The organism is Streptomyces sp. NPDC001549, from assembly GCF_042894025.1.
In the GTDB taxonomy this organism is placed as follows: Bacteria; Actinomycetota; Actinomycetes; order Streptomycetales; family Streptomycetaceae; genus Streptomyces; species Streptomyces kutzneri.
The window spans coordinates 55431-79168 of record NZ_JBIAVJ010000013.1; the positions used below are offsets into that span (position 1 = coordinate 55431).

21 protein-coding genes and 1 pseudogene are annotated in these 23738 nt (G+C 73.5%); 13 read left to right on the top strand and 9 right to left on the bottom strand.

From position 1 onward, the window contains the following. Nucleotides 1–125: 125 nt before the first annotated feature. Nucleotides 126–251: pseudogene (locus ACFY04_RS21810) on the top strand (IS982 family transposase); the annotation flags it as partial. 98 nt (nt 252–349) lie between these two features. On the opposite strand, the gene ACFY04_RS21815 reads toward ACFY04_RS21810, so the two are convergent. The 5 genes from ACFY04_RS21815 to ACFY04_RS21835 form a co-directional block, all read right to left on the bottom strand. Then, the gene (locus tag ACFY04_RS21815) at nt 350–1918 is read right to left on the bottom strand and encodes a M12 family metallo-peptidase (RefSeq protein ID WP_389118873.1); all 1569 of its coding nucleotides are present in this window, start codon (nt 1916–1918) and stop codon (nt 350–352) included. A 153-nt stretch (nt 1919–2071) separates the two neighbouring features. Beyond that, entirely contained in the window at nt 2072–2488 is a 417-nt protein-coding gene (locus ACFY04_RS21820; RefSeq protein ID WP_389118875.1) for an SgcJ/EcaC family oxidoreductase, read from the bottom strand. A gap of 50 nt (nt 2489–2538) precedes the next feature. Then, nucleotides 2539–2847, bottom strand: a complete 309-nt coding sequence (locus ACFY04_RS21825) for a GNAT family N-acetyltransferase (RefSeq protein WP_389118876.1) — start codon at nt 2845–2847, stop codon at nt 2539–2541. Between the two features lie 150 nt (nt 2848–2997). Beyond that, on the bottom strand, nt 2998–3798 hold the full coding sequence (locus ACFY04_RS21830; protein ID WP_389118878.1) for a PaaX family transcriptional regulator C-terminal domain-containing protein: 801 nt from the start codon (nt 3796–3798) through the stop codon (nt 2998–3000). A 9-nt stretch (nt 3799–3807) separates the two neighbouring features. Next, nucleotides 3808–5463 (bottom strand): AMP-binding protein, encoded by a 1656-nt coding sequence (locus ACFY04_RS21835; RefSeq protein WP_389118879.1) that lies wholly within the window; start codon nt 5461–5463, stop codon nt 3808–3810. A 146-nt stretch (nt 5464–5609) separates the two neighbouring features. On the opposite strand from ACFY04_RS21835, the gene ACFY04_RS21840 reads away from it, so the two are divergent. Next, the gene (locus ACFY04_RS21840) at nt 5610–6743 is read left to right on the top strand and encodes an acyl-CoA dehydrogenase family protein (RefSeq protein ID WP_389118881.1); all 1134 of its coding nucleotides are present in this window, start codon (nt 5610–5612) and stop codon (nt 6741–6743) included. Next, complete coding sequence (locus ACFY04_RS21845) at nt 6740–7138, top strand: RidA family protein (protein WP_389118883.1); 399 nt, start codon at nt 6740–6742, stop codon at nt 7136–7138. The genes ACFY04_RS21840 and ACFY04_RS21845 overlap by 4 nt, the downstream gene beginning before the upstream one ends. Nucleotides 7139–7250: 112 nt before the next feature. On the opposite strand, the gene ACFY04_RS21850 is transcribed toward ACFY04_RS21845, so the two are convergent. Further along, the gene (locus ACFY04_RS21850) at nt 7251–7481 is read right to left on the bottom strand and encodes a 4-oxalocrotonate tautomerase family protein (RefSeq protein ID WP_389118885.1); all 231 of its coding nucleotides are present in this window, start codon (nt 7479–7481) and stop codon (nt 7251–7253) included. Between the two features lie 47 nt (nt 7482–7528). Further along, complete coding sequence (locus ACFY04_RS21855) at nt 7529–8290, bottom strand: SDR family NAD(P)-dependent oxidoreductase (protein ID WP_389118887.1); 762 nt, start codon at nt 8288–8290, stop codon at nt 7529–7531. A 119-nt stretch (nt 8291–8409) separates the two neighbouring features. Here ACFY04_RS21855 and ACFY04_RS21860 point away from each other — a divergent pair, with 119 nt between their 5' ends. Continuing rightward, nucleotides 8410–9315, top strand: coding sequence for a LysR family transcriptional regulator (locus tag ACFY04_RS21860; protein ID WP_389118888.1), 906 nt, complete (start codon nt 8410–8412; stop codon nt 9313–9315). Nucleotides 9316–9375: 60 nt separating this feature from the next. On the opposite strand, the gene ACFY04_RS21865 is transcribed toward ACFY04_RS21860, so the two are convergent. Further along, nucleotides 9376–10749 carry an aminopeptidase P family protein gene (locus ACFY04_RS21865; RefSeq protein ID WP_389118890.1) on the bottom strand — a complete coding sequence of 458 codons (1374 nt, stop codon included), beginning with the start codon at nt 10747–10749 and terminating at the stop codon, nt 9376–9378. A 174-nt stretch (nt 10750–10923) separates the two neighbouring features. On the opposite strand from ACFY04_RS21865, the gene ACFY04_RS21870 reads away from it, so the two are divergent. From ACFY04_RS21870 to ACFY04_RS21910, 9 genes are all read left to right on the top strand, one after another. Further along, nucleotides 10924–13314 (top strand): collagenase, encoded by a 2391-nt coding sequence (locus ACFY04_RS21870; RefSeq protein WP_389118892.1) that lies wholly within the window; start codon nt 10924–10926, stop codon nt 13312–13314. 100 nt (nt 13315–13414) lie between these two features. Then, nucleotides 13415–14617 (top strand): NAD(P)/FAD-dependent oxidoreductase, encoded by a 1203-nt coding sequence (locus ACFY04_RS21875; RefSeq protein ID WP_389118894.1) that lies wholly within the window; start codon nt 13415–13417, stop codon nt 14615–14617. Next, complete coding sequence (locus ACFY04_RS21880; protein WP_373038393.1) at nt 14617–14928, top strand: (2Fe-2S)-binding protein; 312 nt, start codon at nt 14617–14619, stop codon at nt 14926–14928. Before ACFY04_RS21875 ends, ACFY04_RS21880 begins: the two co-directional genes overlap by 1 nt. Nucleotides 14929–15127: 199 nt before the next feature. Continuing rightward, nucleotides 15128–16546: an NAD(P)/FAD-dependent oxidoreductase gene (locus tag ACFY04_RS21885; RefSeq protein WP_389119093.1), complete on the top strand. Its 1419-nt coding sequence runs from the start codon at nt 15128–15130 to the stop codon at nt 16544–16546. Nucleotides 16547–16621: 75 nt separating this feature from the next. Beyond that, nucleotides 16622–17536 carry a dihydrodipicolinate synthase family protein gene (locus ACFY04_RS21890; RefSeq protein ID WP_389118896.1) on the top strand — a complete coding sequence of 305 codons (915 nt, stop codon included), beginning with the start codon at nt 16622–16624 and terminating at the stop codon, nt 17534–17536. A gap of 18 nt (nt 17537–17554) precedes the next feature. Continuing rightward, nucleotides 17555–18559, top strand: coding sequence for a proline racemase family protein (locus ACFY04_RS21895; protein WP_389118897.1), 1005 nt, complete (start codon nt 17555–17557; stop codon nt 18557–18559). Then, nucleotides 18556–19575, top strand: a complete 1020-nt coding sequence (locus ACFY04_RS21900; protein ID WP_389118898.1) for a proline racemase family protein — start codon at nt 18556–18558, stop codon at nt 19573–19575. Before ACFY04_RS21895 ends, ACFY04_RS21900 begins: the two co-directional genes overlap by 4 nt. 232 nt (nt 19576–19807) lie before the next feature. Continuing rightward, the gene (locus tag ACFY04_RS21905; RefSeq protein ID WP_389118900.1) at nt 19808–20713 is read left to right on the top strand and encodes an ornithine cyclodeaminase family protein; all 906 of its coding nucleotides are present in this window, start codon (nt 19808–19810) and stop codon (nt 20711–20713) included. Nucleotides 20714–20783: 70 nt separating this feature from the next. Continuing rightward, the gene (locus ACFY04_RS21910; protein ID WP_030719658.1) at nt 20784–21497 is read left to right on the top strand and encodes a GntR family transcriptional regulator; all 714 of its coding nucleotides are present in this window, start codon (nt 20784–20786) and stop codon (nt 21495–21497) included. Between the two features lie 43 nt (nt 21498–21540). Here ACFY04_RS21910 and ACFY04_RS21915 read toward each other — a convergent pair whose 3' ends face one another. Then, nucleotides 21541–23514 (bottom strand): bifunctional metallophosphatase/5'-nucleotidase, encoded by a 1974-nt coding sequence (locus tag ACFY04_RS21915; RefSeq protein WP_389119095.1) that lies wholly within the window; start codon nt 23512–23514, stop codon nt 21541–21543. Nucleotides 23515–23738: the final 224 nt, after the last annotated feature.

The following is a 23738-nucleotide window of genomic DNA, read 5'->3' on the forward strand; positions in this document are numbered from 1 at the left end:
CGCCCAGGCATCTCGAACAGATCCGTGGTGGACGTCCCTGCCAGATTGGTGACACCTGTCCTGGCAAGTCACAGAAGGGCTCGCTGGCGCGCATGACATGAAGCGAGGGAGTCCAAAGGCCGGTTGTGACGCCAGACCTGGACTCCCTCGCGACCGCGCTCTACGTGAAGACCGACGACCTGCTGAAGGAATCGCCGTACCTGGCGCCGTGGCGCCCCGTCGTCGGGATCCCGCCCCGGCTCACGGATGCCAACGACCACACCGGCCAGCCCGTCATGCGCTCGCTGACCGCCTGTGACCACCAACCCTTCGCATCATTCATCTGGGCGGCGGCCCGTCGGCGGGACGGTTACGGCTGCGCGATCGGGGCGAACAGGGCGTTGATGGTCCGGTCCGCGTTCATGGTGAGCTGGTAGTTCGGGTTGTTCCCTTCCAGCTCGAAACCGTCGACCGCCCAGGCGTCGAACCGGAAGCCGGGGTTCGGGATGGCGGTGACGGTGACCTGCGTGCCGGGGTCGTACGGACCGTACTCGCTGACCCGGACCGTGCCCGCGCCCGCGGGGTCGTGCAGCAGGGTGAGGGAGCTGCGGTTGGTCACGAGGGAGGCGCGGTATCCGGCCAGGATGTCCGCGTTCTGCAGCGCGACGGCGGCGTTGTTGTTCAGGGCGTTGCCCAGGATCTGGCCGTTCCAGGTGCGATCGGGGGTGGAGTACGAGTTGACCACGTTGCACGCCTGGGGGCAGGCGTTGGAGTAGGCCATGAGCGTGCGGTGCTGGCCGTTCGGCGTGACCCAGCCGTAGTTGAACGTGCCCGCGGGGGTGGTTCCGTTCTGGCGCGCGACCGTCAGGCGGTCGTGCTGCATGCCGAAGTTGTGGCCGATCTCGTGCGCGAGGTTCTCCCAGGCCGTCACGGACCCGATGCTGGTGACCGAGAACGCGGCACTGTCGGTCGTCGCGGTCGGGCCCGGTTCGGGCCGGGTCGCCGCCCCGGAGCTGTCCTCGATGGGGACGGAGGCGAGCAGCGCCACGAGGTCGGCGCCGTACTGGTTCCGCCGGGCGGCGGCCGTGGCGCCGAGGACCGTGTTCGCGGGGTCGCGGACCATGTCGAGCAGGGTGTTCACGTTCTCGCGGGGGACACCGGTCGCCGCGGTCTGGTAGGTGTGGACGACGTGCACGCTGGCCGGCACGTTGTCGGTGGCGAGCGCCCTGTTGAGCTGGTTCACGCCGTAGGTGATCTGCCCCTGGACCGCCTGGACACTGCCCATCACGGCGACGCTGGCCGGCGTGTAGGCGACGACGATGTCGATGGCGGCGGGGTCGTTGGGCGTGGCGGCCCTCAGACCCGGCCTCTGCGGCTTGTGCGGCTTGTGCGGGTGGTGCGGGTGGTGCGGCTTCTTCGCGGGGACCTCGACCGTGTCGATACCGCGCCCGCTGGGCGGCAGCGCGAGGGAGTCGATCTCCTGCAGCTCGTACCAGCCCGGGCGCTTGGCCAGCGGCTGGTACGCGTACTGGCGGAAGCCGATCGTGATGACGCCGGAGAGGGTGACCGGCCCTTCGGTGCAGGCCCCGATGGCGGACACGGAGATGGTGTTCTCCGGGTTCTTCGGGTCATGTCCGCCCCAGTACACCGTGCCGTCCGGCTCCTGGCGCTGGAAGTCCTGCACCGCGGTGAAGCCCTTGCCGCGCCCGAACAGCGGGAACGTGCGGCGCTCGGGTCTGCCCTCCTTCTGCTCGCCGCACAGCGAACGGAACGCCCTGGCGTCCGTGCGCTGCGCGGCAGTGCGTACCACCCAGGGCTCGTGCTCGTCCCCGCCCCCACCCGTCCCGGCGGAGGCGGCGGGTGCGGTCAGGGCGAGTGACAGGGTGGCGGTGAAGGCGGTCGCCGCGGCGGAGGCGGCGAGCAGGAAACGACGGCGCATGGGAGACGTGGGCCTCTCTGTGGGAGTTTGTCCCGCCTTGTATTCCGTGCCAGGGATCACGCCACGCCGGTACGGCCGTCCCCGCACCTCCGGCCGGGCCGAGGTTCACCCGAATACGAGCGCGGGCGGGGCGGGCCCCCACTGAGACACCCCCTAAGCCTTCGGGACCTGGGTGTTCTGGCAGACGGTCAGGAGCCAGCGGCCGTCGTCCTCCTTGGTCATCACGTACGTCGGGACGCCCTCGTCCCCGGGGCCGTCGGCCGAGTGGTAGAGCTGGCTGACCTTGACCGCGGCCACGTCCGGGCGGAGGAACCGGAGGTGGGTGACGGTGTAACTGACCTGGCCGTCCCAGCTCGCGCCGGGGAGGACCGCGCGGGTGAACTCGGAGATGGCGTCCAGGCCGATGAGGACCTTGCCGCCGCCGGTTGTCCACAGGGCGTCGGGGTGGAAGAGGGAGAGGAAGGCCTCGGGGTCCTTGGCCTGCTGCGAGGCCTCGACGGCGGCCACCACCTGGTGAATGGCTTCGATGTCAGCGGTCCGGGCTGCGCTTTCGGTCGTCATGTGGACCATCCTTGAACCTCAAGGAGACTTGAGGTCAAGGCCCGGCCCGGCCCGGCCCGTCACGCCGGGACGATCTCGGCGCGGTCCTCGACCGGGGCGTAACCCAGGCGCAGGTAGACGCCGTTGCTGGTGGGGTTGGCCAGGTCCGTGAAGAGCAGGACCTCGGTGGCGCCGGCCGCGTACGCCGCTTCGCTCATCGCGTGCGTGACCCCGGCGGCGTAGCCGCGGCCGCGGCGCCCGGGCGGGGTGTAGACGGGGCCGACGCGGGAGGCCCGGCCGATCGGGCGGGAGAAGCCGGCCAGCGAGACGGGAGTCCCGGCGTGCTCCCACAGCCGGATCCCGCCGTAGGAGATCCGGTCGCGCAGCACGGCCTCGGAGGCGCTGCCCGGAACGCCCGCCTCCGCCTTGAAGGCCGCGATCCACTCCAGCAGCAGCGGGACGTCCGCCGCGGTGGCGGGCCGGGCCCGCCCGGCCGGGGCGACCAGGCCGGCCAGCCGGTACGACGTCCCCCCGGCCGGTCACGGTTGCGCGAAGCGCTCCCCGGCATCGCGCAGCCGCTCGTGCAGCTCGGCGAAGACCGCCGCCGCCCGGTCGCCCGGCCAGTCCGCGGGCAGCAGATCCCGCGGCAGGCCCGGGTCGGCGTACGGGAGGCGGCGCCAGGTGTCCAGGGCGAGGAGGTAGCCCCGGTAGGCCTCCTCCGGGGTCGGCTCCGGGCCCGGCCGGAGCGCGCGCAGGACGGGTTCGTGCAGGTCGAGGAACTCCTCGTGCTGTTTGGCCAGGGCCGCCAGGTCCCACCAGCGGGCCACCGCCTCGGCGGTCGGGGCGAAACCGAGGTGGGTGCCGCGGAAGAGTTCCACGTACGGGGTCAGGTGCAGCCGCTCCAGGGTGTGCGCGGTCTCCTCGGACAGCCGGGCCGGGGCGATCCACACGCCCGGCGCCACCGCGCCGAAGCCGAGCCGGGCCAGCCGCGAGCGGAGCAGGTGCCGCTTGTCCCGCTCCTGCTCCGGGACCGAGAACACCGCCACCAGCCACTCCTCCGACAGCCGCGGGCTGCCGTAGATCCGGCGGTCGCCGTCGTCCAGCAGCTGCCGCGCCTCCTCGGAGAGCCCGTACGCCGCCGAGCCGTCCGCCGCCCGCTCGGGCAGCAGGAAGCCGCGCCGCTTCAGCCGGGACACCGACGAGCGGACCGACGGGGCGTCCACGCCGGCCGCGCCCAGCAGGCGGATCAGCGCGGCCACCGGGACCGGGCCCTCGAAGGCCCGCCCGTAGGCTCCGTAGAACGTGACGATCAGGGATCGCGGAGTGTGCTGCTCGACCACGGGTTCACTCTAGATCCTGTCGGGCGGATCGGGCCGGGCGCCGGGATCACGCAACCGGAAGCGCTGCAGTTTGCCCGTCGCGGTACGGGGGAGGGCGGGGAGGAAGACGAAGGAGCGCGGGCACTTGTGCGGGGCCAGTTCCGCCCGCATGAAGGTGCGCAGGACCTCCTCCGTCAGCACCGCGCCGTCGCGTGCCACGGTGTACGCCACCACGATCTGCCCGCGCCGCTCGTCCGGGAGGCCCACCACCGCCGCCTCCACCACGTCCGGGTGGCGCAGCAGGGCTTCCTCCACCTCGGGGCCCGCGATGTTGTAGCCCGCCGAGACGATCATGTCGTCCGCCCGGGCGACGTAGCGGAAGTAGCCCTCCGGATCGCGGACGTAGGTGTCACCGGTCAGGTTCCACCCGCCCTGTACGTACTCCCCCTGCCGGGGATCGGCCAGGTAGCGGCAGCCCACCGGGCCGCGCACGGCCAGCAGCCCCGGCTCGTTGTCCGGGACCGGGCGGCCGGCCCGGTCCACCACCCGGGCCTCCCAGCCCGGGACCACCCGGCCCGTCGTCCCGGGCCGGATGTCCTCGTCGGCGGCGGAGATGAAGATGTGCAGCAGCTCGGTCGCCCCGATGCCGTTGATGATCCGCAGGCCGGTGCGCTCGTACCAGGCCTGCCAGGTGGCGGCGGGCAGGTTTTCCCCGGCCGAGACGCAGCGGCGCAGCGCCGACAGGTCGTACATGCCCACGTCGTACGGGCCCAGCGCGTCCAGCATCGTCCGGTACGCGGTGGGCGCGGTGAACAGCACCGTCACCCGGTGCTCCGCGAGCGCGGGCAGCAGCCGGCGCGGCACCGCCTCCTCCAGCAGCAGCGCCGAGGCCCCGGCGCGCAGCGGGAAGACGACCAGTCCGCCGAGGCCGAAGGTGAAGCCGAGCGGCGGGCTGCCCGCGAAGACGTCGTCCGGGCGGGGCCGCAGCACGCTGCGGGAGAAGGTGTCGGCGACGGCGAGCAGATCGCGGTGGAAGTGCATGCAGCCCTTGGGCCGCCCGGTGGTCCCGGAGGTGAAGGCGATCAGGGCGACGTCGTCCGCGGAGGTCGGGGCGGCCGGGAACGGGTCGGGATGTCTCTCGGCCAGCCGGAGCAGGTCCCCCGGGTCCCCGCCCCCGTACACGGTGATCCGCAGCCCCGGCACCTCGGCCTTGACCAGGTCGTCCAGCACGTCCGCATGGCACAGGGCGTGCCCCACCCGGGCCATCGCGCACACCGTGGCCAGCTCCTGCGCGCGCTGCTGGGGCAGTACGGTGACGGCCACCGCTCCCGCCTTCATCACCGCGAGCCAGCAGGCGGCGAGCCAGGGGCCGGTGGGCCCGCGCAGGAGCACCCGGTTGCCGGGGACCACGCCGAGGTCGGCGGTGAGCGTGTGGGCCAGGCGGTCCACGCGCTCGCGCAGACCGCCGTACGTCCACACCTCGCCCGCGGCGCTGCGGAAGGCCGGGCGGTCGGCGCCCGCGGGACCGAACCGGGCGATGGTGGCGTCGAGCAGCTCGGCTCCGCAGTTCAGGCGGTCCGGGTAGGCCAGTTCGGGCAGATCGAAGAGGAGCTCCGGCCAGGTGTCCGCCGGTGGCAGATGGTCACGGGCGAAGGTGTCGGTGTGAGCCGAAGGCTTGAGGTCCAAGGCGGGTCGCCCCCCTTGCAGCGGTCCGGGGTGGGGTGGAGCCGGCCGTGCGGTGGTTCCTCCGGCCACGGCCGGAAGCTCCTTCCAGGAGCGTATCGTGATGGTGACGGCAGTCAACAGGACGCGATAGATGCGGGGATATTCGGATGACCGGATTCGCGCTCGGGGTGGACCAGGAGGAGTGGTGCGGGCAGTTGCGCGCACTGGCGGTGCAGCGGCTGCGGCCGCTGGCCGAGAAGGGGGAGCCGGGGCGGGTCAACCGGCCGCTGCTGGCGGCGCTGGGGGAGCTGGGCCTGCTGGAGCGGGTGTTCGCCTCGGGCGCGCTGGAACTGTGCCTGCTGCGGGAATCCCTCGCCTACGGTTGCACGGAGGCCGAGACGGCGCTCGCCCTGCAGGGGCTCGGTGCGTACCCGGTCCTGCGGGCGGGGAGCGAGGAGCAGCGGGAGCGCTGGCTGCCGCAGGTGCGCGCCGGGCGGGCGGTGGCGGCCTTCGCGCTGAGCGAGCCGGGGGCGGGCTCGGACGCGGCGGCGCTGACGCTGGCGGCGACGCCCGACCCGGCCGGCGGGGGCGGCTGGCGGCTCGGCGGTGAGAAGTGCTGGATCTCCAACGCCCCCGAGGCGGATTTCTACACCGTGTTCGCCCGAACGGGCGAGGGGCCGGGGGCGAAGGGGGTCTCGGCCTTCCTGGTCCCGGCCGACCGCCCCGGACTCTCCGGCGCACCCCTGGACATGCTCTCCCCGCACCCGATCGGCACGCTCACCTTCGACGGGGTGCCGGTCGGCCCGCGGGACCTGCTCGGCGAACCCGGGCGGGGCTTCCGCGTCGCGATGGACACCCTGAACCTCTTCCGGCCGAGCGTCGGCGCCTTCGCGGTGGGCATGGCCCGGGCCGCGCTGGACGCGACGCTCGCGTACACGGCGGACCGGACCGCGTTCGGCGGAACGCTGAGCGATCTCCAGGCGGTGGCGCACCGGGTGGCCGAGATGGCCACCCGCACGGAGGCGGCCCGGCTGCTGGTGTACGCGGCGGCCGGGGCCTACGACCGGGGCGCCGGTGACGTCCCGCGCCGGGCGGCGATGGCGAAACTGCTGGCCACAGAGACGGCCCAGTACGTGGTCGACCACGCGGTCCAGCTGCACGGCGCGGTTGCCCTCCAGCGCGGCCACCTGCTCGAACACCTCTACCGGGAGGTGCGGGCACCGCGGATCTACGAGGGGGCGAGCGAGGTGCAGCGCACGATCATCGCGAAGGAGCTGTACGGGGCGGTGACGGCGCGATGAGCCTGGACCGGATCAACCCGGCGGAGCTGTCGCCCGCGACGGGTTTCTCGCACGCGGTCGCGGCGACCGGCACCCGGCTGGTGTTCCTGGCGGGCCAGACCGCCCTGGACGGCGGGGGCAAGGTGGTGGGCGAGAGCCTGCCGGAGCAGTTCGAGGTCGCCCTCGCCAACCTCCTGGCGGCCCTCGCCGCGGCGGGTGGCACCCCGGCGGACCTGGCCCGGGTGACGGTGTACGCGGTGGACGTGGCGGCGTACCGGACCCACGCGGCCGAACTGGGCCGCATCTGGCGGCGGTCGGCGGGCCGCGACTATCCGGCGATGGCCGTCATCGGCGTGGTCCGCCTCTGGGACGACCAGGCCCTGGTGGAGCTCGACGGCGTGGCGGTCCTCCCGTAACGGCGGGGCGGCCCGGCCGTGCCGGTCCGTGGTTGCGCGCTCGTCCCGCGGGGACACCCCGCCGTGTCCCCGCCCCGGACCCCGCCCGCAGACGGCCGGCCGTCTCTTTCCGTCAGCATCCGGAAGAGACGGCCTGGTTCCGTGCGCGGATACGGCGGTACTCGTCCGTCCGGACGCCGCCCACGCCCCAGTCCTCCAGCTCCACCTCGTCGATGAGGACGAAGGTGGTGGCCGGGTCCTTGTCGAGGACCTGGACCAGCAGGTCGGTCACACCAGCGATGATCTCGGCCTTCTGGGCGGCGGTGGCGCCTTCACGGGTGATCCTGACGTTGACGTACGGCATGGTGAGGGATGTCCTTCCGGTGGGCAGGGGGGAGAGGGGCGTGCGGCTCAGGCGCGACCGGTGACGTGGCCGCCGTCCACGCGCAGGGCGTGGCCGGTGACGAAGGTGGCGCCCGCGAGGTAGAGCACCGCCTCGGAGATCTCCGCGACCTCGCCGACCCGGTTCAGCAGGGCGAGCCCGCCGAAGGAATCCACGTCGGAACCCGCGTGCAGCGGGGTGCGGATGATGCCGGGGGACACGAGGTTCACGCGGATGCCGTCGGCGGCGAGTTCGGCGGCCAGGCTGGTCGTCAGCGCGTGCACCCCCGCCTTGCTGACCACCGGTGCGGAGGACGGGAAGCCCGCCAGCGCGTGGTCCACCAGGACGGTGCCGATGTTGACGATGCTGCCGCCCCGGCCCTGCGCGCGCAGCGCCCGTACGACGGCCTGGGTGGTGAGGTAGGTGCCCTTGAGGTTGCCGGTCAGGAAGCCGTCGAGTTCTTCCTCGGTGACCTCGGTGAAGGGCTTGGGGGCGAAGGTGCCCGCGTTGTTGACCAGGACGTCGATGCGGCCGAACCGGTCGAGCGCGGTACGGACGAGGGCCTCGCCCGTCGTCGGCTCGGCGATGGCACCCGCGACCCACGCGATCCGCCCGGGGTGACCGAGGGTGGCCGCCGCCTTGGCGAGGCGGTCGGCGTCCCGGCCGTTCAGGACGACATTGGCGCCGCTCGCCAGGAAGGCGCGGGCGATGTCCAGGCCGATGCCGCTGGAGGAGCCGGTGACCAGAGCGGTGGTGGCGGTGTCGTTGATGTCCGTGTGCGTGTCGGTCATGGCGCTGTGCCTTTCGTCGGTGTCGTCCGTCGGGGTTCCGACCGGCTGACACCACGAACCTAGGAGCACCCAACTCATAACACCACGACGAAGATTGGAGCGTGTGATAATCCCTGGTTATGGATGTGGATCTGCGTGACCTGGAGCTCCTGGCCGCCACCGCCGAGGCCGGCTCGCTGACCGCCGCCGCCGAGCGGCTCTACGTGAGCCAGCCCGCCCTCAGCCAGCGGCTCACCCGGCTGGAGGCCCGCCTGGGTATGACCCTCTTCGACCGCAAGGGCCGCCTGGTCCCCAACGCCGCGGGCCGCCGACTGCTGGTCGCGGCCCACCACGTCCTCGGCGAACTGGACTCGGCGGCCCGGGACCTGCGCGAGATCCGTGACGGGCGCGACCGGCGGGTCCGCTTCACGGCGCAGTGCAGCACGACCTTCCCGTGGCTGCCGCCCGTGCTCCGCGCCTTCCGCGAGCGCGCGCCGGACATCGACGTGCGCATCGAGACCGTTGCCGACGACGCGCCGATTCCGGCACTGCTCGCCGACCTCGTCGACGTCGCGCTGGTCACCAAGCCGGACCTGCAGATGGACCGGGTCTCGCTGACCAGACTGTTCGAGGACGAGATGGTGGCGGTGGTGCCCGCCGGCCACCCGTGGGCCTCGCGCGCGCACCTGACCGCCCGTGACTTCGACGGCGCCGACCTCGTCCTCTACGACTTCTACGACCAGAAGCGGATCCCGTCGATGCCGCTGCCGATCCCCGTCGGGGCCCGGCCGGCCCGGATCACCACGATGCCGGTGGTGACCGACCTGGTGATCGAGATGGTGGCCGGCGGCCAGGGCGTGACCGTGCTGCCCAACTGGGTGGCCGCCCCCTACGCGGCCTCGCACGGCCTCGCCCTCGTCGGCATCGGCGCGCAGCCACTGACCCGTACCTGGTTCTGTGCCACCCGCACCGGACCGCGCCCACCCCACCTGGAGGCCTTCGTCGAGGAGCTGACCGCCCGGCTCACCACCCCGCACAGCGTCTAGTGCCGTGCCGGGCGTCGCAACCCGGTGAACCTTGCCGGTCGCAGCCCTACGGGACAGCCCTTAGGGGGTGTCCAGGAGCCGGCCCATCCACTCCTCGATCCCGGCCACCGTGCGTGGCAGCGCACCCGACATCAGGCGTGCGCCGTTCGCCGTGATGACCAGGTCGTCCTCGATGCGGACGCCGATGCCCCGCAGCTCCGCCGGGAGGGTCTCGTCGTCGGGCTGGAGGTAGAGGCCCGGCTCCACCGTCAGGACCTGTCCCTCCTCCAGCACGCCGTCCAGATAGGTCTCCGCCCGGGCCTTCGCGCAGTCGTGCACGTCGAGCCCCAGCATGTGGCCGCTGCTGCACAGCGTGTACCGCCGGTGCAGGTCGCCCTCCGCGTCCTTCAGGACGCCCCACTCCGCCAGGCCCTCCGCTATCACCCGCATCCCGGCCCGGTGGAAGTCCCCGAAGCTCGCCCCCGGGCGCAGTGCCGCGATGCCCGCCTCCTGGGCGGCCAGGACCAGCTCGTACACCTGGCGCTGGACGGGGGAGAAGCGGCCCGACAGCGGCAGGGTGCGGGTGATGTCGGCCGTGTAGAGGGTGTCCGTCTCCACGCCCGCGTCCAGGAGCAGCAGTTCCGCCCCGTTCAGCCGGCCGTCGTTGCGGATCCAGTGCAGGGTGCAGGCGTGGGCGCCGGACGCCGCGATCGTCTCGTACCCGGTGCCGTTGCCCTCCGCCCGGGCGCGCAGGCCGAAGACCCCCTCGATCCACCGCTCCCCGCGCGGATGCGCCAGCGCGCGCGGCAGGGCCCGTACGACGTCCTCGAAGCCCGCCGTCGTGTGGTCGACGGCCAGTTGGAGCTGCTCGACCTCCCACGCGTCCTTCACCAGGCGCAGCTCCGAGAGCGCGGAGGCGAGTCCGGCGTCGGAGGCCGCGTTGCGGCCGGCCGGTGAGCCGAGTGCGTCCAGGTGCGCGCAGCGGATGCCGGTGAGGCGCTCGGCCTCCGCGAGGTCCGGCCGGCGGCCCACCCAGAACTCCCCGTACCGGCGGTCCCGGTAGAACTCCCCGTCCCCGTGCGCGCGCGGCGAGCGCGGCCGCAGGTACAGCACGGCTTCGTGGGCGTGCGGGCCCGACGGCTCCATGACCAGGACGTGGCCCGCCTGGTCCTCGCCGGTGAGGCCGGTCAGCCAGGCGTACGCGCTGTGCGGGCGGAAGCGGTGGTCGCAGTCGTTGGAGCGGACCTTCAGCTCCCCGGCCGGGACGATCAGCCGCTCGCCCGGGAAGCGGGCCGAGAGCCGCGCCCGGCGGGCCGGGGTGACGGCGTGGCCGGGGACCCGGTCGGAGTCGGGCAGCGGGGTCGCGGCCCAATTGCCCGCCATGTACCGGGACAACTCCGGGGACACCGGGCGGTCGTGACTGCCCGTGTTGAGGCGGGCGGACGCGTCGGTCACGAGGACTCCCTCAAGAAAGATGCGAACTGGTGGGCGCACAGGTCTTGTCAGTGCAATTTCACATTACTATGTTACAGCTCACATCGCGGCACGTTGCCCCCCGTCAAACGCCGTGTGACGCAGGGCAGTTCACGCACCACCCCCCACCTCACCCTCTCCAATCAGGAGTTCTCGGTGCTCAAGCACAGAGCTGTGCGCTCTTCCCTTCTCGCCTCCGCCGTAGCCGTGACCCTCCTCGCCACCGCGGGACAGGCCACCACGCAGGCCGCCGAGTTCACGGCCCCGGCCCCGGCCACCTTCACCGGCGCACAGGCCGCCCCCGCCCCCGCCCCCGGCCCCACGGGGAACCCGTTCGACGAGGTCGACCGCCTGGCCGACGCGAAGGACAACACCCCGGCGCCGGCGCCGGCCCCCGGCGGGCAGAACATCGCCGGACAGGTCCCCGGCGCGGCCACGCCCGCCGCCGCGCCCGCCGACGACCTGCAGAAGCGCGGCAAGGCGGTCAAGGCGGCCCCCACCGCGAAGAGCGTCGCCGCGGGCGTCCCCTGCACCCTCGACGGGATCACCGGTCTCACCCCGGAGCAGTTCGCCGACTTCCTCGGCGACCAGGCCGTCCTCGCCGACGGCTGTCTGCGCGGGCTCATCTGGACCTGGGACGCCCGCCTGGCCCCGGTCATGTCGGACGCGCACGTCCAGGCCGTCTCCCGCCGGATATCCGGCCTGGCCGCCGCCCACGACGGCCGTAACTCCTCCCATCTGGAGGAGATGTTCACCTATCTGCACGCGGTCGCCTACCACGACTACTCGCGCTCCGAGATCGACGTCACCGACGCCCCCACCGTCGACGCCATGCGCCGTGCCATCGCCGACTTCGGCGCCGCCGCCCACACCTTCGACGCGACGCCCGCCAACGCCCGCACCCTGCGCGAGGCCCTCTACGCCGGCAGCGCGCCCGGCCTGCGCCAGCACCAGCTCGGCCTGATCAAGAAGGTCCTGGCCACCATGGACCCGGCCCACCCGGCCACCCACCTCGACGCCGGCTGGGCGGGCGCCGCACTGGCCGCCCTCTCCGTCACCTACCTGGGCGTCTACCCGGGCAACCAGGACGCCGCCTTCCACTCCGCGGTGGCCGCCGACGCCTCCTACCGCGACGCCTTCAAGGCCTTCTCCACCTACACGCACCTCAAGGACACGGGCAACGCCTGGGTGGTGCGCGACGCGCTGAGCGAGTACGCCCGCTTCGGCCAGGTCGAGGGCCTGCGCGACCGGGTCGTCGCCGACCTCGGCGCGATGCTCGGCCCCGTCCGCACCGCCTTCGGCGACGGCAGCGAGCCGTGGGCCAAGGTCGTCTCCTGGCTCAACTTCTACGAGGCCTGCAAGCCGTACGGGGTGTGCAAGGAGGACATCGAGAAGCAGCTCTTCCCCTACACCTACTCCTACGACAACGGCGCCATCAAGGTCCGCACCGCGCTGGACCGGGCCACCGTCGACCAGCTGTACTACGCGAGCAAGCAGGTGAAGTCCCAGTACCACCGCGTGCTCGGCACCGACCAGCCGCTCGCGGGCGACCCCAACTCCACGCTGAACATCGTGCTCTACGCCTCCCGCGCCGACTACGTGAACTACCACCCGATCCTGACCGGCTACGGCACCAACAACGGCGGCATCTACATCGAGAACGGCGCCACCTTCTACACCTACCAGCGCCGCGTCCCGCAGGACTCCTCCCTCACCCTCGAGGAGCTCTTCCGCCACGAGTACACGCACTACCTCAACGGCCGCTTCGCCGTCCCCGGCTTCTTCGGCCAGGGCCCCTGGTACGAGAGCGACCGGACGACCGCCATGGACGAGGGCACGGCCGAGTTCTTCGACGGCGCCACCCGCGACAACGGCATCGCCGTCCGCAAGTCCCTCGTCAAGAGCATCATCAGCGACACGGCCGGCGGCGGCCCGCGCATGAGCGTCGAGCAGCTGCTGAACGCCACCTACGACGGCGACGGCTTCCGCTTCTACAGCTACGCGGGCACCTTCTTCGAGTTCCTGTGGACCGAGAAGCCCACGCTGCTGCGCGAGATGTACACGCACCTGCGGGCCGACGACGTGGCGGCGTACGACGCCTGGCGCCACCGGATGGGGGCGGATACCTACCTCCAGCGCGACTACGACCGCTTCCTGGACGCGCAGATCGCCAAGGTCGACCAGCTCTACGTGCCGAACACCTCCTTCACCCCGAACGACCGGCTGCGCGACGCCGCGCTCGCCTCGGTGAAGTCCTCCTTCGCCACGGCCACCTACAACACGCCCGACTGCGTGGAGAACGGAGACCCGGGCAAGCGCCGCTTCACCTGCACCGGCCGGATCACCGCGAACCTGAAGAACTGGCGCAACGACGACCAGAACTTCAAGGACATGTCCGAGACGGTCGACTACTTCATCCTCGACCGGGCGGGCGCGGCCTCCAACAACCTCGCCGACATGAACTGTTCCTTCGGCCCGGTGGAGATCTGGACCAACAAGGTGGCGGGCAGCTCCAGTTACAGCTGTGAGGGCCCCCTCCGCAGCTGACCGGCACCGGCCCGGCACCGGCCCGGTCCCGCATCCGAGGGGGGTGCGGGACCGGGCCGGGCATCTGGGCAGGCCCTAAAGAATGTGACATATTACTGCCGTGCTCAAGAGACACTCCCTGGACGCCGTGATCATCGGCGCCGGCGTCGTCGGGGCGGCCTGCGCCTACTACGCGGCCCGCGCCGGACTCTCCGTGGCCGTGGTCGACCGGGGCCCCGTGGCGGGCGGCACCACCGGTGCCGGCGAAGGCAACCTGCTCGTCTCCGACAAGGAGGCGGGACCCGAACTCGGCCTCGCCCTGCTGTCCACCCGCCTGTGGACCGAACTCGCCGCGGTCCTCCCGCCGGACATCGAGTACGAGCCCAAGGGCGGGCTCGTCGTCGCCCCCGACGAGAGGACCGTGAAGGCCCTGCGGCACTTCGCGGAAGGCCAGCGCGCGGTCGGCGTCGACGCGGTCGAGGTGGCGGCGGACACCCTGCGCGACCTGGAGCCGCACCTGGCCCCGGGCCTGGCGGGCGGCTTCCACTATCCGCAGGACGCCCAGGTCCAGCCCGCCCAGGCGGCGGCCCGGCTCCTGGCCGCGGCGCGCGCCCCGGGTGCGGCCGGAGCCCGGGCCGCCGAGGTGTACCTCGGTGAGGAGGTGACGGAGATACTGCTGGACCGGGGAGCCGTACGCGGGGTGCGCACGCCGCACCGCGAACTCCTGGCCCCGGCCGTGGTGAACGCGGCCGGCACCTGGGGCGGCCACATCGCCTCGCTGGCCGGGGTCACCCTGCCCGTCCTCCCGCGGCGCGGCTTCGTCCTGGTGACCGAACCCCTGCCGCGGGTGGTCCGGCACAAGGTCTACGCCGCCGACTACATCGCGGACGTCGCAAGCGGCTCCGCCGCCCTGCAGTCCTCGGCGGTGGTCGAGGGCACCCCCTCCGGCCCGGTCCTCATCGGCGCCACCCGGGAGCGGGTCGGCTTCGACCGCACCCTCTCGACGGAGGCCCTGCGCCGCCTGGCCGCCCAGGCCGCGGCGCTCTTCCCCGTCCTGGCCGACGTCCGGGTGATGCGCGCCTACCACGGCTTCCGCCCCTACCTGCCCGACCACCTCCCGGCGATCGGCCCGGACCCGCGGCGCCCCGGGCTGCTGCACGCCTGCGGCCACGAGGGCGCGGGCATCGGCCTGGCGCCCGCCACCGGAGCGCTGATCGCCGCCGCCCTGACGGGGGCCGAACCGCCGCTCCCCGCCCACCCGTTCCGACCGGGCCGCTTCGCCGCGGACCCGGCCGCCACCGACACCCCCGAGGAGCGGCACTGATGCGCAGCCCCCGTTCGCTGGTCGGCGGCAGCCCGGCAGCCGCGCACGAGATCACCTTCGACGGCCGGGAACTGCCCGCCCTGCCCGGCCAGAGCATCGCCGCCGTGCTCTGGGGCGCGGGCATCCTCGCCTGGCGGACCACCCGGGAGGGCGGCGCCCCGCGCGGCGCGTTCTGCGGGATCGGCAGCTGCTACGACTGCCTCGTCACCGTCAACGGCCGGCCGAACCAGCGCGCCTGCCTGGTCCCGGCCCGGCCTGGGGACGCCGTCACCACCCAGGAGGGAACCGGCCATGCCGACCTCGCCGTCTGAGCCCGCCGGTCGCGCGGGCCGCGCGGATCCCGCAGGTCCGCCGGGTCCTGCCGCCGTGCCGGCACCGGCGTCCGCTTCCGTGCCGGCGCCGGCGTCCGCTTCCGTGCCGGCCGTCGGCCCCGCTTCCGCGCCCGCCGCCGGGCTCGCTTCCGCTTTCGCGTCCGTTTCCGGGGCCGCGCCGGCCCGTGCCGATCTCGCGATCGTCGGGGCCGGTCCGGCCGGACTGGCCGCCGCCGTCACCGCCGCCCGCCTCGGGCTGCGGGTCACGCTCCTCGACGCGGGCGACCGCCCCGGCGGGCAGTTCTACCGTCACCCCGCCCCCGGCCTGGGCGCGGCCCGCCCCGAGGCGCTGCACCACGGCTGGGCCCAGTTCGCGACCCGCGAAGCCGCCCTGCGCGCCCACGAGTCGGCCGGCCGGATCACGTACCTCCCGCTCCACCACGTGTGGACGGTCGTCCCGGGCGGGGCGGCCGGGGCCGCCGAGGTGCGCCGCGGGCCCGCCGCGCCCGCCACGCCCGCCACGGAGTGGATCCTGCACGCCGTCGCCGGTCACGCCCCCGAGGAGCGGGCCACCGTCGTCACGGCCCGGGCCGTGCTCATCGCCACCGGCGCCTACGAGCGGCAACTGCCCTTCCCCGGCTGGACCCTGCCGGGAGTGGTCGGGGCCGGCGGGGCGCAGGCCATGCTCAAGGGCGGGCTGGTGCTGCCGGGCCGGCGGGTGGTCGTCGCCGGGAGCGGGCCGCTGCTGCTGGCCGTGGCCGGGTCGCTCGCCGCCGCGGGAGCCACCGTGCCCGCCGTGGTGGAGGCCGCCGCCTACACCGCGTACGCGGGCCAGGTCCCCGCCCTGCTGCGCAACCCCGGCAAGCTCGTCGAGGCCGCCACCTACGGCGGGGCGCTGGCCCGTCACCACGTCCGGCTCCTCACCCGGCACGCCGTCACCGAGGCGCACGGCACCGACCGGGTCGAGGCCGTCACCGTGGCCCGGCTCGACGGCAACTGGCGGCCGCTGCCCGGCAGCGCCCGCCGGATCCCCTGCGACGCCCTGGCCGTCGGCCACGGACTGGTGCCCCAGCTGGAGTTGGCCACCGGCCTCGGCTGCGAGACCCGCCCCGGCCCGGACGGCACCGTCGCCCTCGTCCTCGACGCCGGGCAGCGGACCTCCGTCCCCGGCATCTGGTCGGCGGGCGAGACCGGCGGCATCGGCGGGGCCCAACTGGCCATGACCGAGGGCGAACTGGCCGCGCACTCCGTCGCGGGTACGCCGCCCGGAGCCCGCCTCACCCGCCGCCGCGCCCGGCTGCGCGCCTTCGCCGACGCGATGGCCGCGGCCCACCGCCCCGGCGAGGGGTGGACCGGCTGGCTCCGGGACGACGCCGTCGTCTGCCGCTGCGAGGAGGTGCCGGCCGGGCGGATCCGCGAGGCCGCAGGCGACCTCGGCGCGCGGGACGCCCGTACGGTCAAACTCCTCACCCGGGCCGGCATGGGCTGGTGCCAGGGCCGGATGTGCGGCCCGGCCGTCGCGGCCCTGGCCGGGGAGGAGCCCGCGCCCGACCGGCGGCCGCTGTCCTGTCCGGTTCCGCTGCGCCACCTCGCCGAACTTCCGCCCGCCGGGCACTGATCGGGGTGCCGGGGCCCTTGTGGCCACGCCGCACCCGCTAGTAAAATGTCACACACCACTCTAGGGAGCTCTCACATGACCTACGCGCACACCCCCGCGCCCCGCACCCGCCCCTGGCACGGAATCATGGTCGCCACCGCGCTCCCGCTGCGCGAGGACCTCACCGTCGACCACGACGCATACGCCGAGCACGTGGCCTGGCTGATCGCCGGCGGCTGCGACGGCGTGGTCCCCAACGGCTCCCTCGGGGAGTACCAGACCCTCACCGACGAGGAGCGGGCGCGCGTCGTGCGGACCGCCGTCGAAGCGGCGGGCGACGGCGCCCGCGTGATGCCCGGCGTCGCCGCCTACGGCAGCGCCGAGGCCCGCCGCTGGGCCGACCAGGCCGCCGAGGCCGGCGCCGGCTCCGTACTCCTGCTGCCCCCCAACGCCTTCCGGGCCGACGAGGACGCCGTACGCGCCCACTACGCCGAGGTCGCCCGCGCCGGGCTGCCCGTCGTCGCGTACAACAACCCCATCGACACCAAGGTGGACCTGACCCCGGACCTGCTCGCCCGGCTGTACGCCGACGGCTCCATCGTCGCCGTCAAGGAGTTCAGCGGCGACGTGCGCCGGGCCTACGAGATCGCCGAGCTCGCCCCCGGCCTCGACCTGCTCATCGGCGCCGACGACGTCCTCCTCGAACTCGCCCTCGCGGGCGCCGTCGGCTGGATCGCCGGCTACCCCAACGCCCTGCCGCGCTCGTGCGCCCAGCTCTACCGGGCCGCCGTCGCCGGGGACCTCGACACCGCCCTGCCGCTCTACAAGTCCCTGCACTCGCTGCTGCGCTGGGACTCCAAGACCGAGTTCGTCCAGGCCATCAAGCTCTCCATGGACCTGGCCGGGCGCCCCGGCGGCGCCACCCGGCCGCCGCGCTTCCCGCTCACCGGCGAGACCGAGGCCGCCGTCCGCGCCGCCACCGAGAAGGCCCTCGCCGAGGGCCTCAACTAGCCGTCCGGGGGACCGCACATGCGTACGCGCCACGTCTACCACGCGGTGGACTCGCACACCGAGGGCATGCCGACCCGGGTCATCACCGGGGGAGTCGGGGTGATCCCCGGCACCACCATGGCCGAGAAGCGGCTCCACTTCATCGAGCACATGGACCACGTCAGGACCCTGCTCGTGTACGAGCCGCGCGGACACTCCGCGATGAGCGGCGCCATCCTGCAGCCCCCGACCCGCCCGGACGCCGACTACGGCGTCCTCTACATCGAGGTGTCGGGCCTGCTCCCCATGTGCGGGCACGGCACCATCGGGGTCGCCACCGTCCTCGTCGAGACCGGCATGGTGCCGGTCGTCGAGCCGGTCACCACCGTCCGGCTCGACACCCCGGCCGGGCTGGTGAGCGTCGACGTCCGGGTCGAGGACGGGGCGGCCACCGCCGTCACCCTCACCAACGTGCCCTCCTTCAGCGTCGGGCTCGACCTCAAGGCCGAGGTCCCCGGCTTCGGCACCCTCACCTACGACCTGGCCTACGGCGGCAACTTCTGCGCCTTCGTCGAACTCGACGCTCTCGGCCTGCCCTTCGACCGCTCCCGCAAGGACGACCTGATCACCGCCGGGCTGGCGGTGATGGACGCGGTCAACGCCGGCCCGGACCGGCCCGTCCATCCCGAGAACGCCTCCATCGCCGGGGTCAAGCACGTCTACCTCGCCGCCCCCGGCTCCGACGCCCACCGCTCCCGGCACGCCATGGCCATCCACCCCGGCTGGTTCGACCGCTCGCCCTGCGGTACGGGAACCAGCGCGCGGATGGCCCAGCTGCACGCCCGCGGCCTGCTGGAACTCGGCACGGACTTCGTCAACGAGTCCTTCATCGGCACCGAGTTCACCGGCCGGCTGGTCGGGGAGACCACCGTCGGCGGCCTCCCGGCCGTGGTCCCCACCGTCACCGGCCGGGCCTGGATCACCGGCACCGCCCAGTACTTCCTCGACCCGACCGACCCCTTCCCCGGAGGCTTCCTCCTTTGAACACCGTCCGCACGGTGGACTACCACACCGCAGGCGAGCCCTTCCGGATCGTGGACGTCGCCGCCGAAGGCATGCCGCCGGTCCCCGGGGACACCGTCGCCGAGTGCTGCGCCACCGTCATCGGCCCGGGAGGCTCCGGAACCGCCCCGCGCCGGGGCGCGCTGGACGACGTACGGCGCCTGCTCGTGCAGGAGCCGCGCGGGCACGCCGGGATGTACGGGGGGTTCGTGGTCCCGGCCGACGACGAAGGGGCCCACTTCGGCGTGCTGTTCTGGCACAAGGACGGCTACTCCACCGCCTGCGGCCACGGCACCATGGCCCTCGGGGTCTGGGCCGTGGACACCGGCCGGGTCGCCGCCCCGGACGACGGGGACGCCCCGGTGCGCATCGACGTACCGTCCGGGCGGGTCACCGCCACCGTCCACCGCGGCGGGGGCCGCACCACCGGGGTCACCTTCCGCAACGTCCCGGCCCGGGTCGGCGCCCGCAAGGTGCCCGTCGCCACCTCGTTCGGGCTGGCCGAGGCGGACATCGCGCACGCCGGGGCCTGTTACGCCGCCGTCAGCGCGCGCGACCTCGGCCTGGACGTCTCCCGGGCGGCGCTGCCGGCCCTGGTCCGGGCCGGACAGGAGATCCGGGCGGCGCTGGCCACCCACCCCGCCACCTGGCACCCCGACGGCCCGCTGCTCTCCGGGGTCTACGGGGTGATCCTGTACGAGGAGCTGCCCGACACCCCCTTCGGGCCGCACCAGCGCAACGTCACCGTCTTCGCCGACGGGCAGATCGACCGCTCGCCCTGCGGCTCCGGAACCTCGGCGCGGCTCGCGCTGCTCGCCGAGGACGGGCGGCTCGGCGCGGGGGAGGACCTGCTGCACGAGTCGGTCACGGGCACGGTGTTCACCGGGCGGATGCTGGGCGACGGGGTCACCGAGGTCACCGGCACCGCCCACCGCACCGGCGAACACGCCTTCGTGGTGGACCCGCACGACGCGCTCGGTACCGGATTCCTCCTTTGAATCCTCCCGCTCAACGAGGAGTGGGATTCCTGGCTCACGCTGCTCCATCGCTCAGCGAACGATCGAGTCTTCTGCGATCAGCACCAGCCGGGTTGAAACCAGCCCGGATGAGACGACAAGCCTTGGGACTTCACAATGCGCGCTTGGTTCTCGCTACGCAGTCGGGAGCTTACCATCCGTCACGTTGGTTGGCTCTGCGATGCCTGAACTCCCGCAATTGTCCGGAGAGGACATGGCTGGTCTGCTCGCCCCGGCCGCGGCGGCCGATGCGCTGGCCGCCGCCTTGCTCAGCGGCCTCGACCCCGAGAATTCCCCGCAGCGTACGGCGCTCGCCGTACCCGGGGGCGAACTGCTGCTGATGCCGGCCGCGTCCGGCTCGTACGCCGGGGTGAAGATCGCCGGGGTCGCGCCCGGGAATCCCGCCCGCGGGCTGCCCCGGATCACAGGCTCCTACCTCCTCCTGGACGGGCCCACCCTGCGCCCGCTGGCCCTGCTCGACGGCGCGGCGCTGACCACCCTGCGCACCCCGGCGGTCTCCGCCCTCGCGCTGCGCCACCTGGCACCTGCCGGGAGGCCGCTGCGCCTGGTGCTCTTCGGCTCGGGGCCGCAGGCGTACGGGCATCTGCAGGCGGCCCTGGCCGTACGGGAGTTGGCCGAGGTCGTGGTGGTCGCCCGCGATCCCGGGGGCGCGGAGCGGCTCGCCGCGTACGCCCGGACCCTGGGCCCGGCCGCCCGGACCGGCACGCCGAAGGAGGTGGCCGACGCCGATCTGGTGATCTGCTGCACCACGGCCCGGGAACCCCTCTTCGACGGGCGCCTCGTCGGGCCGGGCGCCACCGTCGTCGCCGTCGGCTCGCACGAGCCGACGGCCCGGGAGACGGACACCGCCCTTGTGCGACGGGCGGCGGTGTACGTGGAGTCCCGGGCGGCGGCCCTGCGCGAGGCGGGGGACCTCCTGGTCCCGGAGGCCGAGGGGGCCATCGGGCCCGGTCATATCGCCGGCACCCTTGCCGACCTGGTGGGCGGCCGGACGCCGGCGGCCGGGCCGCGGAGTTGTCCACAGCTCTTCAAGAGTGTGGGCATGGCCTGGGAAGATCTCGCTGTGGCGGTCGCGCTGTTCGAGGCCGCCGGAGTGTGAGCAGCGCAACGTGACATTGTACGCTGTTCCCCTCCTCGTCGGTGGTGTCGGGGGTCTCGGAGGAAAAGCAATGGGTGACCTGAAGCAGCACAGTCTCATCAAGGCCCAGGAGCGCCTCCGCGACCAGGTCGGCCACGCACTCCGGGCCGCGCTGATAGCGGGTGAGCTGCGCCCCGGCAGCGTCTACTCCGCACCGGGCCTCGCGGCCGAACTCGGCGTCTCGGCCACACCCGTCCGCGAGGCCATGCTCGACCTGGCCCGGGAAGGACTGGTCGAGCCGGTCCGCAACAAGGGCTTCCGGATCACCGAGGTCAGCGAGCGCGACCTGGACCAGTTCACCGAGCTGCGCACGATGATCGAGGTACCGACCATCGGGCGGATCACGAAGATCGCCACGGCCGAGCAGCTGGAGGCGCTGCGTCCCGTCGCCGAGGAGATCGTCACCAGCGCGCGCGAGCACAACCTCATCGGCTACCTGGAGGCCGACCGCCGCTTCCACCTCTCCCTGCTGGCCCTCGCGGGCAACGACCGGCTGGTGGAGACGGTCGGCGACCTGCGCAAGCGGTCCCGGCTCTACGGCCTCACCGGCCTGGACGAGGCCGGCAAGCTGGTCTCCTCGGCGGAGGAGCACATCGAGCTGCTCGACCTGATGCTGAGCGGCGACGCCGAGGCGGCGCAGGAGTGCATGCTCCGCCACCTCGGCCACGTCCGCTCGCTGTGGGCCCAGGGCCGCGACGAACCGGTCGGCCGCGTCCCCGGAGGCCTCGGCTCCGGCCTCCAGTAGCCCCCCGGCAGCAGGCGGCCGGCAGCCGATGGCCGACGGCGGATCAGCAGGGCGGGCGCCCGCCGCCACGGGCCGGCAGCGGCCGGTCCGCCGAGATGATCGCCGCCTCCGGGCGCGGTACCGGCGTGCCGTCGGGCAGGAGCAGTACCGGCGGTTCCACCACGGCGCCCACCTCGGCCGCCCCGCTGCTCGCGTTCGCCGCCGTGACCCGCCCCCTGGGCTGCGGGGTCAGCACCGCCGTCTCCCGCACGTACGCCACGAAGCTCTCGAAGTCCCGCTGGTGCCGGTAGGGCTCCTGGAACTCGGAGAGGGCCGGATAGCCGTCGCTCGCGAGGAGCGTGTACGAGGGTGCCGCGAGCCGGTAACTGCGGCCGAGGTCCAGCGGGACGCCGTCGACGAAGACCTCCGCGGGGTCCACCCTGTCTCCGACCGGACCCCGCGCGTCGAAGCTGTAGCGGACGTTGCGGGAGACGGCGAGGGGAGCGAAGCGCAGTTCGCCGCTCTCCGTCGTCGTCCACTGCTCCTCCAGCGCGTCGTGGATCCGCTGTCCGGTCACCCACGCGCTGACGATCGGATCGCCGAACCCGATGGCCCGCCAGGCGCTGCCGAAGGTGACGGTGCCGCCCGAGGCCCGGTCGAGGACGAGGTCCCCCGCGATGACCGCCTGGCCGACCCGGGGCGCCACGGCGACCACGGCGAGCTGGGCCGGGACGTTGGGGTGGATGTTGGCGTCGTTCTCGGGATCGGTGGGCCTGCTGCCCGCCCACAGCGCCCAGTCGGCGGCCAGGTTGCCCATGGTGCTCTCGCCCGCCGTGTTCCGGGCGCGCAGGAACGAGCCGCTCTGCCGCCCGACCGCGCTCCGGTCGCGCGCGGCCGCCTGCCCCGCCCAGTAGGTGACGACCTCCTGCAGCTCCGGATGAGGGGCGATGTCACGGGTGTTGGGGTGGTTGGTGGACACGGTCAGTTCCCGGATCACCCGGCCGGTGAGCGGGTCGAGCCGCAGGTTGATCTCGTTGATGACCTGGCCGTAGCAGCCGGCCTCGACGAACGGGCGGGGGACGCCGTTCGGGTCGGGGACCATCATGTTGAACCGGGTGTGCCAGTGCCCGGTGACGATCGCGTCGATGTCCGGGGAGACCCGCAGCGCGAGGTCGAGGGCCGGCCCCGAGGGGTCGGCGCCGCCGTTGAAGTCGGCTCCCGCCACCGCCCCGTCGTGCAGGCTGAGCACGATCGCGTTCACACCCTGGCTCTTGAGCAGTGCCGCGTAGCGGTCGGCGGTGGCGACCTCGTCGAGGGTGGCGAGGCCCGGCTGGTAGGAGCCGGGGAACAGTTCGCTGCCCACGGCGGTGAGGTGGATGAACCCGATGGGCAGCTCCCGGCCGTCCGCGGTGCGTACCCGCTCGATGTTGTAGGCGGGCAGGACCGTCCGCCCGTCCTGGCCCCGGACGAGGTTGGCGCTGTAGTAGCGGAAGTCGGCGCCGTGGAAGCGCAGGCCGGAGGAGTCGGTGAAGGAGGCGTCGCGGCCCTCCACCGGGAACGGGATGCCCTGCTCCATGTGGCGCTGGAGCATGGCGGGCGATTTGTCGAACTCGTGGTTGCCGGCCGTCGCGAAGTCGAGCCCCATGCGGTTGAGGGCTTCGATCGTCGGCTCGTCGGCGAAGGCCGCGGCGTCGAACTCCCAGCCGGAGAAGGCGTCTCCCGGGGTGAAGAACAGGGAGTTGGGGTGCCCGTCGCGGAGCCGTTCGAGGTGCGCGGCCATGTACGCGACACCGCCGACGGTGTAGCTGCGGCCGCCGTTGCCGACGATGACGGAGTTGCTGCCGGGTGCACCCTGCAGATAGCCGTGCAGGTCGGTGATGTCGAGGAGCTGGACGTCGACGTACTCGGCGGCGGTGGCGGCGTCCCGGGCACCGGCGGTGGCCCGCGCGGGGACCCCGAGCGCGAAGGTCGCCGCCACAGCCCCCACCGCGGTGAGGAAGTCCCGCCGCCCCGGCTCGCGTCGTCGTCCCGGCTCCAGCGGTCCTGGCTCGCGGCGCCGTGAACTCCTGCGCGGCTGCGTGGCCTTGGCCTGCGTGATCACACCCGGCATGTTCCCGCCCGCCGGGCCGGCTGTCGCGCCGACGCGCCGCCCGGCCGTTTGGGACACGGCTGGATAACGGCGGCGCCAACCCCTTGTCAGTGCAATTTCACATTACTATGTTACCGGTCACATCCTAGAGCGCGGCCCTTCACTGGAGTGAC

Coding starts and splice junctions, on each gene's coding strand:
- ACFY04_RS21910 (WP_030719658.1), top strand. CDS start 20,784: ATGGGTGACCTGAAGCAGCACAGTCTCATCAAGGCCCAGGAGCGCCTC.
- ACFY04_RS21890 (WP_389118896.1), top strand. CDS start 16,622: ATGACCTACGCGCACACCCCCGCGCCCCGCACCCGCCCCTGGCACGGA.
- ACFY04_RS21820 (WP_389118875.1), bottom strand. CDS start 2,488: ATGGTCCACATGACGACCGAAAGCGCAGCCCGGACCGCTGACATCGAA.
- ACFY04_RS21895 (WP_389118897.1), top strand. CDS start 17,555: ATGCGTACGCGCCACGTCTACCACGCGGTGGACTCGCACACCGAGGGC.
- ACFY04_RS21855 (WP_389118887.1), bottom strand. CDS start 8,290: ATGACCGACACGCACACGGACATCAACGACACCGCCACCACCGCTCTG.
- ACFY04_RS21850 (WP_389118885.1), bottom strand. CDS start 7,481: ATGCCGTACGTCAACGTCAGGATCACCCGTGAAGGCGCCACCGCCGCC.
- ACFY04_RS21815 (WP_389118873.1), bottom strand. CDS start 1,918: ATGCGCCGTCGTTTCCTGCTCGCCGCCTCCGCCGCGGCGACCGCCTTC.
- ACFY04_RS21840 (WP_389118881.1), top strand. CDS start 5,610: ATGACCGGATTCGCGCTCGGGGTGGACCAGGAGGAGTGGTGCGGGCAG.
- ACFY04_RS21880 (WP_373038393.1), top strand. CDS start 14,617: ATGCGCAGCCCCCGTTCGCTGGTCGGCGGCAGCCCGGCAGCCGCGCAC.
- ACFY04_RS21845 (WP_389118883.1), top strand. CDS start 6,740: ATGAGCCTGGACCGGATCAACCCGGCGGAGCTGTCGCCCGCGACGGGT.
- ACFY04_RS21905 (WP_389118900.1), top strand. CDS start 19,808: ATGGCTGGTCTGCTCGCCCCGGCCGCGGCGGCCGATGCGCTGGCCGCC.
- ACFY04_RS21860 (WP_389118888.1), top strand. CDS start 8,410: ATGGATGTGGATCTGCGTGACCTGGAGCTCCTGGCCGCCACCGCCGAG.